Source organism: Nocardia sp. NPDC020380, from assembly GCF_044386975.1.
Classification (GTDB): Bacteria; Actinomycetota; Actinomycetes; order Mycobacteriales; family Mycobacteriaceae; genus Nocardia.
In genome coordinates this window covers 92,221-106,330 of the sequence record NZ_JBIRVQ010000025.1, presented here as the reverse complement: position 1 = coordinate 106,330, position 14,110 = coordinate 92,221, and the positions used below count along the sequence as shown (strand labels likewise).

At 68.0% G+C, this 14,110-nt stretch carries 12 protein-coding genes; 2 read left to right on the top strand and 10 right to left on the bottom strand.

Going from position 1 to position 14,110, the window contains the following annotated elements:
• Positions 1–416 precede the first annotated feature (416 nt).
• A complete protein-coding gene (locus ACH438_RS43450; protein WP_397016617.1) occupies positions 417–677 on the top strand; it encodes a hypothetical protein in 261 nt (86 codons plus the stop codon).
• A 9-nt stretch (positions 678–686) separates the two neighbouring features.
• Here ACH438_RS43450 and fadD32 read toward each other — a convergent pair whose 3' ends face one another.
• Both fadD32 and ACH438_RS43440 read right to left on the bottom strand, forming a co-directional pair.
• On the bottom strand, positions 687–2,546 hold the full coding sequence (gene fadD32 / locus ACH438_RS43445; RefSeq protein WP_397016614.1) for a long-chain-fatty-acid--AMP ligase FadD32: 1,860 nt from the start codon (positions 2,544–2,546) through the stop codon (positions 687–689).
• A gap of 139 nt (positions 2,547–2,685) precedes the next feature.
• Positions 2,686–2,817 (bottom strand): hypothetical protein, encoded by a 132-nt coding sequence (locus ACH438_RS43440; RefSeq protein WP_397016612.1) that lies wholly within the window; start codon positions 2,815–2,817, stop codon positions 2,686–2,688.
• A gap of 107 nt (positions 2,818–2,924) precedes the next feature.
• Between ACH438_RS43440 and ACH438_RS43435 the strand changes: the two genes are divergently transcribed.
• On the top strand, positions 2,925–4,532 hold the full coding sequence (locus ACH438_RS43435; RefSeq protein ID WP_397016610.1) for a PucR family transcriptional regulator: 1,608 nt from the start codon (positions 2,925–2,927) through the stop codon (positions 4,530–4,532).
• Between the two features lie 76 nt (positions 4,533–4,608).
• Here ACH438_RS43435 and ACH438_RS43430 read toward each other — a convergent pair whose 3' ends face one another.
• The 8 genes from ACH438_RS43430 to ACH438_RS43395 form a co-directional block, all read right to left on the bottom strand.
• Positions 4,609–5,205, bottom strand: a complete 597-nt coding sequence (locus ACH438_RS43430) for a TetR/AcrR family transcriptional regulator (protein WP_397016608.1) — start codon at positions 5,203–5,205, stop codon at positions 4,609–4,611.
• The gene (locus ACH438_RS43425; protein ID WP_397016606.1) at positions 5,202–6,221 is read right to left on the bottom strand and encodes an agmatine/peptidylarginine deiminase; all 1,020 of its coding nucleotides are present in this window, start codon (positions 6,219–6,221) and stop codon (positions 5,202–5,204) included. The genes ACH438_RS43430 and ACH438_RS43425 overlap by 4 nt, the downstream gene beginning before the upstream one ends.
• Positions 6,221–7,201: a nitrilase-related carbon-nitrogen hydrolase gene (locus tag ACH438_RS43420; protein ID WP_397016604.1), complete on the bottom strand. Its 981-nt coding sequence runs from the start codon at positions 7,199–7,201 to the stop codon at positions 6,221–6,223. Before ACH438_RS43420 ends, ACH438_RS43425 begins: the two co-directional genes overlap by 1 nt.
• A gap of 107 nt (positions 7,202–7,308) precedes the next feature.
• Positions 7,309–8,763 carry an NAD-dependent succinate-semialdehyde dehydrogenase gene (locus tag ACH438_RS43415; RefSeq protein ID WP_397016602.1) on the bottom strand — a complete coding sequence of 485 codons (1,455 nt, stop codon included), beginning with the start codon at positions 8,761–8,763 and terminating at the stop codon, positions 7,309–7,311.
• Positions 8,764–8,818: 55 nt separating this feature from the next.
• Positions 8,819–10,162, bottom strand: a complete 1,344-nt coding sequence (gene gabT, locus ACH438_RS43410; RefSeq protein ID WP_397016600.1) for a 4-aminobutyrate--2-oxoglutarate transaminase — start codon at positions 10,160–10,162, stop codon at positions 8,819–8,821.
• A complete protein-coding gene (locus ACH438_RS43405) occupies positions 10,159–11,691 on the bottom strand; it encodes an APC family permease (protein ID WP_397016598.1) in 1,533 nt (510 codons plus the stop codon). Before ACH438_RS43405 ends, gabT begins: the two co-directional genes overlap by 4 nt.
• On the bottom strand, positions 11,675–12,601 hold the full coding sequence (locus tag ACH438_RS43400) for a universal stress protein (RefSeq protein ID WP_397016596.1): 927 nt from the start codon (positions 12,599–12,601) through the stop codon (positions 11,675–11,677). Before ACH438_RS43400 ends, ACH438_RS43405 begins: the two co-directional genes overlap by 17 nt.
• Positions 12,602–12,608: 7 nt before the next feature.
• On the bottom strand, positions 12,609–14,036 hold the full coding sequence (locus ACH438_RS43395) for a gamma-aminobutyraldehyde dehydrogenase (RefSeq protein WP_397016628.1): 1,428 nt from the start codon (positions 14,034–14,036) through the stop codon (positions 12,609–12,611).
• Positions 14,037–14,110: the final 74 nt, after the last annotated feature.

Here is a 14,110-nt window from a genome sequence, read left to right as displayed (position 1 = left end):
CGTGCTGTGGGCACTGCTGCGCGACGGCCGGGAATTCACTCCTCAGGCACCGATCCCAGCCACCGGAGGGGCTTGACATCTTCATTGAGATTCCTCCCGATCGTTCGTCTGCCGGCGCACTACCGCGGCGGAGACTCACTGGAAGGTAACATCATCCCGCCTGCGACTCGCCGGTTTCAGTATCGCTGCGGGCCAATCGATTTCATGATCGAACACGGGGTGTGGGGTCTGTCGCGGAACCCGGGCCGGCGTGATTCGCGGCACGTTCGGGAGTGATCATGTCGGCCGCTGTGTTGACTGTGATGCTTGTCCGATTTTATCAATGTATACCAGTCGGTATAGTCAGGGACCGTACGGCGGCCGTCTTCAAGTCATTGCCGAATGAATGAGATTTCACGAGCGAACCTGGAGAGACGATGTATCGCCTTCGAACGTATGTCGCCGGTCTATCGGCCGGTGTCGCCGTGATCGCCGCGGCCTTCACCCTCGGTACGGGTGTGTCGGCCGCGGCTCCGGTGCTCGACCGAGGTTGCCAGACGGGGTCGATGGTTCCCACCGCCGATCCGCACGAATACGACACCTGCATTCACGATGACTGGGGCAATGTCCGGCGCTGCCCGCCGTGGACCGTTGTCACCCCCGCCGGCGAAGGCGAAATAGTCTGCACGCCCGAGTAACAGCCTGTGCTACGGGTGACGCGCGGTGCGGTTGAGCGTGCCGTCGAGATACTCGGCCCGGCACGCGCGGCGCGCGATCTTGCCGCTGGAGGTGCGGGGGATGGAGCCGGCCGGAACCAGCAGCAGGTCGCGGACGGTGATGCCGTGGCGGTTGGACAGTGCGGCACGGACCCGGGCGGTGACCAGCTCGGCATCCAGTTTGCCCACGCCGATACCGCGCTCGGCGACTATGACCAGCTGACTGGTGACATCCTCGGGGTCGTAGGCGGTCAGGTTGCGTTCGGGGAACGCGTGGCGGGGGAGCTGGTTGGCGGGGACCGAGAAGGCGGCGACGAAACCGGGCCGCAGCGCGGTGGTGGCGTCTTGCGCGGAGTACTCGAGGTCCTGAGGGTAGTGATTCCGCCCGCCGACGATGACCAGATCCTTGAGCCGGCCCGTCACGTACAGCCGGCCGCCCAGATAGGCGCCGTAATCCCCGGTGCGCAGCCACATGCCGTCGGCGGGCACATCGGCCGCGTGGCTGCCTCGGGACAGCGTGCCGGACAGTGAGTTTCCGAAGGTGTGGGCGGATTCCTCGGTGCGATTCCAATATCCGACGCCGATATTGTCGCCGTGCAACCAGATTTCGCCGACCATGCCGTCCGGTCGTTCTTTTCCGGTCTCCGGATCCACGATGGCCGCCCATTGTTCACGCGCCACATATCCGCAACTGACCAGTGCGACAGTGGATTCCGATGCCACAGGCGCGCGCAGCAAACGCCCGTTACCGAGCTCGTCCCGATCCACATGCAGGATCTTGGCCGCTTCCCGCGCTCGCGTCGCCGAAACGAAAACGGTGGCTTCCGCCATCCCGTAACAGGGTTTGACGGCATTGGCGGGCAAGCCATAAGGCGCGAAGGTCTTCGTGAACTTGTCCAGCGCGGATACCGTCACCGGTTCGCTGCCATTGATCAAACCGATCACCTGTGACAGGTCCAATTCCACGCCCGGCGCCGGCCGGCCTCGCGCCGCGGCGTAGTCGAACGCGAAATTCGGTGCGGCGGAAAAGACTCCGCCGGGCTCTTCGGTCGCGCCCAGTTCCTTGATCCACCGGTAGGGCCGCCGCACGAAGGCGCTGGGCGACATCATGGTGAGATATCGCCCGCCCAGCATCGGCAGGATCACGCACAGCAACCCCATGTCGTGGAACAGCGGCAACCAGGTGACGCCTCGGGACCCCTCATCCAGCCCGAGGGAGTCACATAGTTGCAGCAGGTTGGTGCAGACGGCGCGGTGGGTGATCTCGACCCCGGCCGGAATCCGGGTGGAACCGGACGTGTACTGCAGGTAGGCAATCGAATCCGCGCCGGTGCCGGGATGCCGCCAGCGAGTGCCGAGCGCGTCCGGCACGGCGTCGACGGCGATCATGCGCGGCCGCCGGGTGGCGGGCAGATGCCCGAAGAAGGCCCGGACCCCGGCCGCCGCCGAGGTGGTGGTCAGGATGACCGCGGGCGCGCAGTCGCCGAGCACCGCGTGCAGGCGGTCGGTGTGGCCGGGCTCGTCGGGGGTGAACAGCGGTACCGCGATGGCGCCGGCCGTGATGGCCGCGAAGAACGCGGCCACGTAATCCAAGCCGTGCGGGCAGAGCACGGCGACGCGCTCGCCGGGCGCGCTGACCTGCTGGATGCGGGCCGCGATGGCGCGCACCCGGGTATCGAAGGCGGACCAGGTCAGGTCGTGGTATTCGCCGTCGCGGTGGCGCGAATAGTCGGCGCAGCGGTACACCACGTCGTTCCCGTGTAATGCGACACGCCGGTCGATGAGATCGATCAGGGTTGTGCCCGAATTGATCTCGATATCAACGGAACTGTCGAACGAGATTGCCGTCATGTACCCGATCCTCCGATCTGTTCTTATTCACCTGTATCGCAGAAGCTTTCACGATCATTTCGTGCCGGACAACGGTGTCGTTTATTGCAGTGAACTCCGCTGTGATTGGAAAAACCTTGGTAGATACTAGGAATGATCTTCACAATGACATTGCGGTTACTGTGGCCCAGGCGCAGATGGTCGCTATGGCGAAGATGAGGACGAGGGTCACCGCGATCTGCAGGAGCATGGCGCGGCGCACGGTCATCGGGCGGAGCTTGGCGGTCTTCATACCTACGACGGTGTCAGGGGAGTCCGGTCGGTTTCTTGTCCTTCGCATCAAGCCGGAACCCCAGTGCTTGTCGTTTTCGACAACAGGCACCCGGATAGACTGCGGAAATGGTCTCCGCACCCGCGACGGTCCGCAGCCTGGTCGCAGAACTGGGCCCCGGCGTCGCCCGGCTGGTCACGGGCACCGAAGGGGCCGATCGCAGCGTCACCGCCGTCGAGATCTACGACCCCGTACACCCGGACCTCCGTCCCGGCGCCTTCCTGCTGGGTGCGGGAGTGCACACCACCGCCGGATTCGAGGCGTTTCTCGATCACGCCGTCAGGCACCGAGCCGCCGCGGTCGCCGTGAAAGGGGACTTGGCAATCACCCCGGATCCGGCCCTGCCGATCGTCCGGCTGAGCGCGGACGTCTCCTGGATGGACATTGCCAGCACCCTGCGCGAACAGCTGCTCGGCCATGTCCGAATGCAATGGTCGCCCGCCGCGACCGCCACCGACCTGTTCGCGGTCGCCGATGTCATCAGCGCCACCATGGCCGCACCCGTCACCATCGAGAACGCCGCCTCGTCTCTCGTGGCCTGGTCGGCCTGGCAAGGACCCGCGGATGCCATGCGCATCGAATCCATCCTGTCCCGCGCCGTGCCCGCGGATCGAGTGCGCGCATTGGAGGAACGCGGTGTATTCGATGCACTGCGGGACGGCACCGAACCGGTTTTCGTGCCGCGCGGCGCGGCGGGCGATGACGCGTCACCACGCGTGGCGATCGCGGTGCGCGGCGGCGGAATGCTGCTCGGGTACATCTGGCTGGTCGTCTCCGAGCCACTGTCCGAGGAGAAGTCACGTCAGCTGGCCGAGTCCACGGATCTCGTTGCCGCCTACCTGATGAACGCCGGCGCGGACATGATCGGCCTGGTTCGCAGGCGTCGACGCGCCCTCGCCGAGGCGATGGTGGCGGGCGGCCCCGCGGGCACCGCCGCGGCCAAGCGATTGGGTCTGGCATCCGGTCCCGTATGCGTGCTCGCCATCGGACCGGTTGCGAGCGAAGGGGATTCGGCCTCGACCGATCCGGCGACCGTCGCGAACCTGGGCCGCCTGGAGGATCTGCTCGGCCACTACCTGGCCGCTGTCCATCCCTCCGGGGTCGCCATTCGCGGCGACCAGACCGTATACGGGCTCCTGGCCTGGCCGCGAAGCTCACGCGTGCGCGCCGCCGACGCGACCCGTTCGCTCGCAATGGATTTCGCCGGCCGCACCCCCATGCTCGCCCGCTACAAGATCGCGGTCAGCCCGCCCGCCGAGGCCCTGTCCCGCCTGCCGGAGTCGCGCATCCAAGCCGACGGCATCCTGCGCGCCATGCAGCACCCCGGCATTACCTCCGCCCCGGTGGCGGACCTGGACGATATGGCCCTGCCCCTGCAACTCCTGCAACTGGCCGACTACGCGGACTCCATCGGCATGCCCGAATACACCGGTCCCATAGCCGTTCTCGCCGCCCACGAGGGTCCTGACGGCCAGCTCATGGAAACCCTCCGCGCGTATCTGGCCGCCGCGGCCCAGGCCGAAACCGCCGCCGCGGCCCTGCACATCCACGTCAACACCCTGCGCTACCGCCTCCGCCGCATCCGCGAGGTCTGCGGCCTCGACCTCCGCGACGCCGACGCCATGCTCCTGGCCCACCTCCAACTCCGCTGCGCGGATCTCCGCCACACCAACTGATTCGGCGGAGCTGGGCTTCCAGGAACGCCGCAGCGGTTCACGCGGTGGGCGGTACGGCAGCGCGGGCGTAACCGCCTCACCGGAGTTCTGCGTGTCGAGACTGCTTCGGGGGAATCAGTGCGTCGAGCGCGGCGCGGAGATGAGTCCGGGCCTCCTCGGCGGTGAGTTCACCGGAGAGCCAACGGGAGGACAGGCCCTCGGTGAGCGCCGTGATGGTGACGGCCGCCTGGTCTGGATCGGTGTGGTCGGCGATTTCACCGAGCGTGCGGGCGAGGCGGATGGCCTCGGCGGTTTCGGCCGTCCACTGCCGCGAAGCCTGCGCGAGCGGCTCGCGAAGCGGGGACTCGTAGACCGCGCAGGCCCGGAGTTCGTTCCAGGCCAGGGAGTTCTCCACGACCTCGGGCAGGTCCTGGATCTCCGCGAGCAGATAGTCGACGAGTTGTTCACGGCTGGAACTGGAACCACTCGCCGCCTGCCGATAGGTGAGGGCCTGATCGTTGATGTAGGTGAGCGCCGCCGCGAGCAGCCCGTCGCGATCCTTGAAGTGGTAGTAGAGCAGCCCGGGCGAGACCCCGGCGACCTCCGCGATATCGCTCACCCGCAGCCCGCGCACGCCGCGTTCGGCGATCGCGGTGGCGCTCGCCCGCAGAATGGCCTCGCGCCGACTGGTCATGCCGCCGGTTGCTGCTGGGTGATGCAGTGGATGCCGCCGCCGCGGGCGAAGAACTCGCGGGCGTCGACGGTGACCACGCGCCGGCCCGGGTAGGCCTCGGCGAGCAGGGCGCGGGCGGTGGCGTCGGCGGGATCGTCGAAGCTGCAGGCGATTACGCCGTCATTGACGACCAGGTGGTTGATGTAGCTGTAGTCGACCCAGCCTTCGTCATCGCGGAGCACCTGCGGTGCGGGCACTTCCACTATCTCCCAAGGCTTTCCGTTGACATCGTGGGTCTCCCGCAGTCCCGCGATGATCTCCTTGCCCACCGCGAAATCGGGGTGCGCGGCATCCTGCTGCGAGTGCACCAGCAGTCGCCCCGGCGAGGGGATGGCCGCCACGATGTCGACATGCCCGCGCGTGCCGAAGCGTTCGCTGTCCCGGGTGAGCCCGCGCGGCAGCCAGATGACGTGCCGCGCGCCGATGGTGCGCGCGAGTTCGGCCTCCACCGCGGCCTTGCCGAGGCCCGGATTGCGGCCGGGATCCAGTTGCACGGTCTCGGTGACCAGTACCGTGCCCTGTCCGTCGACCTGGATGCCGCCGCCCTCGTTGACGATCGGTGAGGCGATGATCTCCGCCCCCGCCAGCCCGCCGACGATCCCGCCGATGTGCCGATCGTTTTCCCAGCGCGCCCATTCCTGCTGTCCCCAGCCGTTGAACACCCAGTCCACCGCGCCCAGCCGGCCGTCGGCGCCGTACACGAAGGTCGGCCCGATATCGCGCATCCACGCATCGTCCAGCGGCGCCTCGATGACCGTGATCTCGCCGGACAGGTAGCGTCGCGCGGCGTCCCGATCGGCGGGATCGACGACCATGGTGACCGGTTCGAACTCCAGCACCGCGTGCGCGACGGCCGACCACGCCGTGCGTGCCGCGTGCGCGGATTCGGCGGTTTCGAAGGCGGTGGCCCCGCCGGGCGGGAAGGCCATCCAGATGCGTTCCTGCACCGCGGTTTCCGAGGGCATGACCCAGTTCATCAGGACTCCGATCCGTAGGGGTTGGCGGTGTCCACCGGCGCGGTCAGGCGCGCGTAGGTGTCGGGCCGGCGGGTGGTGTTGAACGGGAACAGGTCCAGCCAGTCCGCACGCTGCGCCAGATCCAGGTCGGCGACCAGCACGGCGGCCCGGTCCCGGGGGGCCTGCACGAGGACGCGGCCGTAGGGATCGGAGATGAAGGACGAGCCGTAGAAGTTCACGCTGCCCTCGTCGCCGAATCGGTTGGGCACCACCATGAAGGTGCCCGCGGTGATCCCGTTCCCGACGATCACGTGCTGCCACAGCGGCTGGGTGTCGAACGCCGGGAAGGAGGGTTCGGACCCGATCGCGGTGGGGTACACCAGGATTTCCGCGCCGCCCAGCGAGTACATGCGCGACACCTCCGGAAACCATTCGTCCCAGCAGGTCGGCAGGCCGATGGCGGCCGAGCCGAGCCGGGCCGGCCGGTGGATCGGGTACGCGTTCTCGGCGGGACCCTGCCGGAAGTAGGTGTCCTCGTAATAGCCCGCGGTGACCGGAATGTGCAGCTTGTGGGTGTGGCCGAGCAGTTCCCCATCGGGGGAGACCATGATCGCGGTATTGAGCCCGAGCCCGTCCGCGGCGTCGGCGCGCTGATACAGCGAGGCGTGCACGACGACGTCATGGTCCTCGGCGGCCTGCGCGGCGAAGGTGAAGGTCGGCCCGGATACCAGGTCCTCGGCGTCCGCGCCCGGATTCGCGCCCGCCCGCACATCGGCGGGGTAGCGGGACAGCGTGAGTTCGGGCAAGAACACGGCCCGCGCTCCCTGTTCGGCGGCCAGGCGGATGCCCTCGCTCAATTGCGCCCGCAGCGCGTCCGGATCGGCCAGCCAGCGGTGCTGCACCAGGCCCACGCGCAGTGGCGCGCGGTCCGATTCCGCCACGCGAGCGGGGGAAACGGGCGGGTGGAAAGCGGTTTCGACGGTGAAATCCGAGTCGGTCATTGCTGTACCTCCTGCTTCGATACTGACAAAAACTGAAAATTCAGTCAAATCAGGGTCCAAGGCGGTGGGCAGCGCATTTGCGCTGCCCACCGCCCTATCGCTGCCGCTTACGGCAGGGCGATGTACTTGGTCTCGAGGTACTCCTCGATGCCCTCGGTCCCGGCTTCGCGCCCGAGCCCCGACTGCTTCACACCGCCGAACGGCGCGGCCACATCGGAGATGATGCCGCGGTTCACGCCCACCATGCCCGATTCGAGAGCCTCCGCGACCCGCAGCGCGCGATCCAGGCTCTGCGTGTAAATGTATGCGGCCAAACCGAATTCGGTGTCGTTGGCGGCCGCGACGCCGGCTGCTTCACCATCGAATCCGGTGATGGCGGCGACCGGGCCGAACACCTCCTCGCGCAGGATCCGGGCATCGGCGGTCACATCGGTGAGCACGGTCGGCTCGTAGAACCAGCCCGCGCCAGGAACTTTCGCGCCGCCCGTCGCGACTCGCGCGCCCTTCAGCACCGCGTCCTCGACCAGTGCGGCGACGGAATTGCGCTGCTTCTCGGTGATGAGCGGCCCGACCTGGGTGCCGTCGAGGGTGCCGGGCCCGATCTTCAGCGCCTGCATGCGTTCGGTGAGCCGGGCGGTGAATTCCTCGCGCACGGCATTGTCGACGTGGAAACGGTTCGCGGCCGTGCAGGCTTCGCCGATATTGCGCATCTTGGCGGCCATGGCGCCCTCGACGGCCGCATCCAGATCGGCGTCGTCGAACACCACGAACGGGGCATTGCCGCCGAGCTCCATGGACGTGCGCAGCACCCGCGAAGCCGATTGCGCGATAAGGATTTTGCCCACGCCGGTGGAACCGGTGAAGGTCACCTTGCGCAGCCGATCGTCCTCGAACATCGGATCGGTCAGCCGTGCGGCCTGCGCGGTCGGCAGGATGGACAGCACGCCGGCGGGCAGTCCGGCCTCGGCGAACACCTGGCCGAGCAGCAGCATGGTCAGCGGTGTCTCGGCGGCCGGTTTGACGACCATGGTGCAGCCGGCGGCGAAGGCGGGAGCGATCTTCCGCGTACCCATGGCCAGCGGGAAGTTCCACGGCGTGATCGCCAGGGTCGGACCCACGGGCTGCTTGGTGACCAGAATGCGGCCGCTGCCGGACGGCGACTGCGTGTACCGCCCGTTGATGCGGACCGCCTCTTCGCTGAACCAGCGCAGGAATTCGCCGCCGTAGGCGACCTCGCCCTGCGCCTCGGCCAGCGGCTTACCCATTTCCAGGGTCATGAGCAGCGCGAAGTCATCGCGCCGCGCCATCACGGATTCCCAGGCGCGGCGCAGGATCTCGGCGCGTTCCCGGGCCGGGGTGGCGGCCCAGGCCGCCTGCGCGGCGGTGGCGGCCGCGAGCGCGCGCTGCCCGTCCGCGGCCGTGGCATCGGCGACCTCCACCAGTACCTCGCCGGTGGCCGGATCGTGCACGGGGAAGGTCCCGCCATCGCTCGCCGCTGTCTGCTCACCGCCGATCCACAGCCCGGTGGGCACGGTGGCAAGCAACTCGGCCACGTCACGCATGATGAATTCTCCTAGATATCAACGGAATTCGGACGGCAGGTCCGGTATCGCGGGTTCAGCGGGCCTTCTCGCGCAGCACGTCGGCGAGCACGTTCAGGCCGTCGGCGAGCAGCTCGTCGCCGATCACCAGCGGCGGCAGCATGCGGATGACATTGCCGTAGGTGCCGCAGGTGAGCAGCACGACGCCGCGCGAAAGCGCTTCGGCGGCAACGGCCTTGGTGAGCACGGGATCGGGTTCGCTGGTGCCGGGCCGGACGAGTTCGATGGCGATCATGGCGCCGCGCCCGCGCACATCGCCGATGACGCCGGTCTCGGCGGCGAGGGCGTGCAGCCGCGGCATGACCGCGGCCTCGATTTCCCGCGCCCGCGCGGGCAGGTCCAGCTCGCGCATGACGTCCAGGGTGGCGAGCGCGGCCGCGCACGCGACCGGGTTGCCGCCGTAGGTGCCGCCGAGCCCGCCGGGATGCACCTCGTCGAGCAGGTCGGCGCGGCCGGTGATGGCTGCCAGGGGCATACCGCCGGCAATGCCCTTGGCCATGGTGACGATATCGGGCACGATGTCCTCGTGCTCGCTGGCGAACCAGGCGCCGGTGCGGGCGAAACCGGTCTGCACCTCGTCGGCGATGAACACCACCTCGCGCTGGCGGGCCCATTCGGCGAGGGTGCCGAGGAATCCCGGTGCGGGCACGATGAATCCGCCCTCACCCTGCACGGGTTCGATGATGATGGCGGCCAGCGAATCCGCGCCGATCTGCGCTTCCATCCGGGAGATGACCCGCTGCGCGGCCTGCTCGCCGGTCAGTCCCGCCTCGTCCCGGTACGGGTAGGACATGGGCATGCGGTAGACCTCGGGCGCGAACGGACCGAAATTCGCCTTGTACGGCATGGATTTCGCGGTCAGCGCCATGGTCAGGTTGGTGCGGCCGTGATAGGCGTGATCGAAGGCCACCACCGCGGTCTTTCCGGTCGCCAGCCGCGCCACCTTGATGGCGTTCTCGACGGCTTCCGCACCCGAGTTGAACAGCACAGTGCGCTTGTCGTGCTGTCCCGGGGTGAGCGCAGCGAGTTCCTCCGCCACCCGCACATAGCCCTCGTACGGCGTGACCATGAAACAGGTGTGCGTGAAATGCGCGGCCTGTTCGGCGACCGCCGCCGCGACCGTCGGGTGCGAGGCGCCGACCGAGGTGACGGCAATGCCGGAACCCAGGTCGATCAGCGAGTTTCCGTCCACATCCACGATCACGCCGCCGTCGGCGTCCGCCACGTACACCGGCACCGACGAGCCGACCCCGGCGGCGACGGCCGCCTTGCGGCGCGTGGTGAGGGCCGCCGAACGCGGTCCGGGCAGGCTGGTGACGAGCTTGCGCTGCTGCGGCAGCCGGTAGGAGATGGTGGTCATCGCTGGTTCTCCAGGTCGAATAGTGTTGAAGCGGAAGAAGTTCGGCGGAAGAAGTCGGGATTGCGCCGGCGCGCCACCGCCATCAGCGCCACGCCCAGCAGCAGGATGCCGAAGCCCAGGTAGAACACCAGCCCGATGCCGCCGATGGCGGCCCCGCTGGCATTGTCCGGATTCATGCTCTCGCGCACCGAGACCACGAACACCGCCATCAGCATGGTCCCGCCGAGCAGCGGGAACAATCCCTTGAAGATGAAATTCCGGATACTCGCGAACAGTTCGCCGCGGAAGAACCACACGCACGCGAACGCGGTGATGCTGTAGTACCAGCAGATCATGATCCCCAGTGCCGCAATGGTATCCAGCAGCACCCGCTCGGACAGCAGCGAGGTGACCGTGTAGAAGGCGCCGGTCACCACGCCGGCGGCCACCGTGCTGAAGGTGGGTACCAGGAACCGCGGATTGACTTCGGCGAACTTCTTCGGGAACGCGCCGTACACGCCCATGGCGAGCATGGTGCGCGCGGCCGGCAGGAAGGTGGTCTGCAGGCTGGCCGCCGAGGAGGCCAGGATGGCGAGCAGCAGCAGCGGTCCCGCCCAGCCGAGCACCGGATCGGCGAGCGCGCCGAACACATTGTCGGCATTGTCCTTGTTGCCCAGGCCCAGTCCGGTGTCGCCGATCCCGGCGTACATCATGACCGCGACCGCGACCAGCAGGTACGTCACCAGGATCGACAGCACGCAGAGCAGTCCGGCGCGGCCGGGCACCTTGTTCGGATCCTTGGACTCCTCGCCCAGGGTCAGGCAGGTGTCCCAGCCCCAGAAGGCGAAGATGGAGCCGGTCACGCCGATCATGAAGGCGCTCAACGCGACTCCGCTGAACGGATCGAACCAGTCCATGCTGAAACTCAGCTGCGCGGGCGCATCGCCGCGGGCCACCTGCACCAGCGCGGTGACCGCGAAGGCCAGCAGCACCACCATCTGGAAGCCCACCAGCACGTACTGCACCTTCTGGCTGGTGGTGATGCCGCGCCCCGCCACCACGGTGGCGATGGCGACGAAGATCAGCGTGGTGGCGATGTTCACGCCCTTGTGCTGCGCGAGTTCGGCGATCGACGGATTCGAGAAGATCCGCCCCAGGAACAGATAGAAGAACTCCACCGCGATGGCGGCCAGATTCGACAACACGATGATCGTCGCCATCACCATGCCCCACCCGCACATCCAGCCCACATAGGGACCGAAGGCCCGGGTGGACCAGGTGAACGACGCCCCGCAATCGGGCATGCGGGAGTTCAATTCGCGATACGCGTACGCGGTCAGGAACATCGGGACGAAGCCGGCGATCAGAATCGCGGGCATCTTCAAGCCGACGGCCGCCACGATCAGGCCGATGCTCGCGGTCAGCGTGTAACCGGGCGCGACCGTCGAGATACCGAGCACGGCGCCGGAGAAGGTGCCGAGTTTGCCTGCGGCCAAACCCTTTTCGGTCGTTTCGATCGCGACCGGGGGTGGGTCAGTCGTGAGGCTCATAGATTTCCTCCTTGGGAACCACGACCATCGGCACCTGGAGGACTCGGAGCATCTTCGCGGCGGTGGAGCCGAGGAACAGGCGGCGTGGCTGGGCGAGGCGGCTGGAGCCGACCATGATGAGATCGCCGTCGTGCCAGTCCAGGCGATTGACGGCGGCTTCGACGGTAGCGCCGTCGGCGGTCAGCGACGTGACCGGAAAACCCTCCGGCAGACGAGATTTCGCCGCCTCCAGGGTGAGTACGGCGTGCCGGCGGGCACGCTCGGAGAGTGAGTCGCCGCTCTCGGCGGCGTAGGCCGGATCGGGTTCCGCATGCGGGATGCGCGCCGAATCCAGCGCCGCCCGCACGGGATCCACGGCAATGAGCGATACCAGCCGCAGCGGGGTGCCCGCGGCCGCGCTGGCCCGCACGGCCAGGTCCAGCAGCAGATCCGCGCCGGGCCGGTCGCCGATCGCGCAGGTCACCTCGCGGACGCGGGTGACCGTCGAGGTGCGGGTGCCGCGCGGGGCCAGCGCCAGCGGCACCGGCGCGGAGTGCAGCAGTTCACCCGTCACCGTGCCGATGGAATGCCGGCCCAGCAGACCGTCACCCGCCGCACCGACCACGATGCCCAGGGCGCCGAGCCGCTGCGTCTCCTCGATCAGGCCCGCCGCGAACGATTCGTGAAAACTGATGTGCCCCTCAGCAGCCACATCAGCGGGAACCGCGGCGACCGCCTCGGCGACCCATTTACGGGCCTGCACGGCGAGCAGGTCGTCATAACTGCTGTTGGGCGAGGCCCCCGGCGGATCCGGGGGCAGCACCATACAGATGTCGAGCTGCGCGCCGAGCGTGCGCGCCAGCCGGATGCCGAGGGCCAGGCCGTCGTCACCGCTGGGCGTCGCCAGATATCCGACTACGAGTCTGCGCATGCCGGGCCTAATCGTGCGAGCTCATGACGTGCTTGACGCGCGTGTATTCCTCGACGCTGTAGGCCGACAGGTCCTTGCCGTAACCGGAGTACTTGAAACCGCCGTGCGGCATCTCGGCCACCAGGGGGATATGGCAGTTCACCCACACGGCGCCGAAATCCAGTGCGCGAGTGAGGCGTTCGACGGTGCCGTGATCGCGGGTCCAGACGCTGGAGGCCAGGCCGTAGCGCACATCGTTGGCGTAGGCGACGGCCTGGTCCTCGTCGGTGAAGGACTGCACCGTCAGCACCGGGCCGAAGGTCTCGTCCTGCACCAGGGCATCGTCCTGGCGGACACCGGTGATGATGGTCGGCTCGACGAAGAAACCCGTATCGCCCCAGCGGTTTCCGCCGGTCACCACGGTCGCGTGCGACGGCACCGCGGCCAGCTTGCCCATCACGGCATTGAAGTGATTGACATTGTTGAGCGGGCCGTAGAACGCGTTCGGATCGTCGGGGCGGCCCGGCTTCAGCGTTTCCGCGGCGGCCACGAGCGCGTCGACCAGCTTGTCGTGGATCGACTCGTGCACGAGCACGCGGGTGGCGGCGGTGCAGTCCTGCCCGGCATTGAAGAACGCGGCCTGCGCGATACCCAGCGCGGCCTTGTCGATATCCACATCGCCGAACACCACGGCGGGGGCCTTGCCGCCCAGTTCCAGGTGCGCCCGCTTCAATTGCGCCGCAGCCGATTCCGCGACCGCGATGCCCGCGCGCACCGAACCGGTGATGGACACCAGCCCGGGGGTGGGATGGCTGACCAGCTCCGCGCCGGTGCTGGCGTCACCGAGCACGACATTGAACACGCCGTCCGGCAGGATGCCCTTGGAGAGCTTCGCGAGCACCAGGGTCGACTCCGGGGTGGTGTCACTCGGCTTGAGCACGATGGTGTTTCCGGCGGCGAGCGCGGGGCCGATCTTCCAGATGGCCATCATGAACGGGTAGTTCCAGGGGGTCACCTGCGCGACCACGCCGATCGGTTCGCGGCGTACGTAGGAGGTGAAGCCGTCCATGTACTCGCCGGCGGCGCGGCCCTCGAGCAGGCGCGCGGCGCCCGCGAAGAAACGGATCTGATCCGCGCCCACGGTGACTTCCTCGGCGGCGATCACCGATTGCAGCTGACCGGTATTGCGGCACTGCGCCGCGACCAGTTCGTCGGCGTGCGCCTCGATGGCGTCGGCCAGCTTCAGCAGGGCGGCCTGACGCACGCCGGGCGTGCTGCGGCCCCAGGTGGTGAAGGCGCGTTCGGCGGCCGTCATGGCGGCGTCGATATCCGCGCGATTCGAGACGGGGGCGCGGCCGACGATGGTCTCGTCGACCGGGTTGACCAGATCGAGGGTCGCGGTCGCGGAGGATGCCACGAATTCGCCGTCGATGTAGTTCTCGAGCGTAGGACTCACCGTTGAGGTCACCTGGATCCACCGTCCATCTCGTCGTTCACTGGTGGAGCTCAGTGTGCGGTGAAACACACCCA

Coding starts and splice junctions, on each gene's coding strand:
- ACH438_RS43450 (WP_397016617.1), top strand. CDS start 417: ATGTATCGCCTTCGAACGTATGTCGCCGGTCTATCGGCCGGTGTCGCC.
- fadD32 (WP_397016614.1), bottom strand. CDS start 2,546: ATGACGGCAATCTCGTTCGACAGTTCCGTTGATATCGAGATCAATTCG.
- ACH438_RS43440 (WP_397016612.1), bottom strand. CDS start 2,817: ATGAAGACCGCCAAGCTCCGCCCGATGACCGTGCGCCGCGCCATGCTC.
- ACH438_RS43435 (WP_397016610.1), top strand. CDS start 2,925: ATGGTCTCCGCACCCGCGACGGTCCGCAGCCTGGTCGCAGAACTGGGC.
- ACH438_RS43430 (WP_397016608.1), bottom strand. CDS start 5,205: ATGACCAGTCGGCGCGAGGCCATTCTGCGGGCGAGCGCCACCGCGATC.
- ACH438_RS43425 (WP_397016606.1), bottom strand. CDS start 6,221: ATGAACTGGGTCATGCCCTCGGAAACCGCGGTGCAGGAACGCATCTGG.
- ACH438_RS43420 (WP_397016604.1), bottom strand. CDS start 7,201: ATGACCGACTCGGATTTCACCGTCGAAACCGCTTTCCACCCGCCCGTT.
- ACH438_RS43415 (WP_397016602.1), bottom strand. CDS start 8,763: ATGCGTGACGTGGCCGAGTTGCTTGCCACCGTGCCCACCGGGCTGTGG.
- gabT (WP_397016600.1), bottom strand. CDS start 10,162: ATGACCACCATCTCCTACCGGCTGCCGCAGCAGCGCAAGCTCGTCACC.
- ACH438_RS43405 (WP_397016598.1), bottom strand. CDS start 11,691: ATGAGCCTCACGACTGACCCACCCCCGGTCGCGATCGAAACGACCGAA.
- ACH438_RS43400 (WP_397016596.1), bottom strand. CDS start 12,601: ATGCGCAGACTCGTAGTCGGATATCTGGCGACGCCCAGCGGTGACGAC.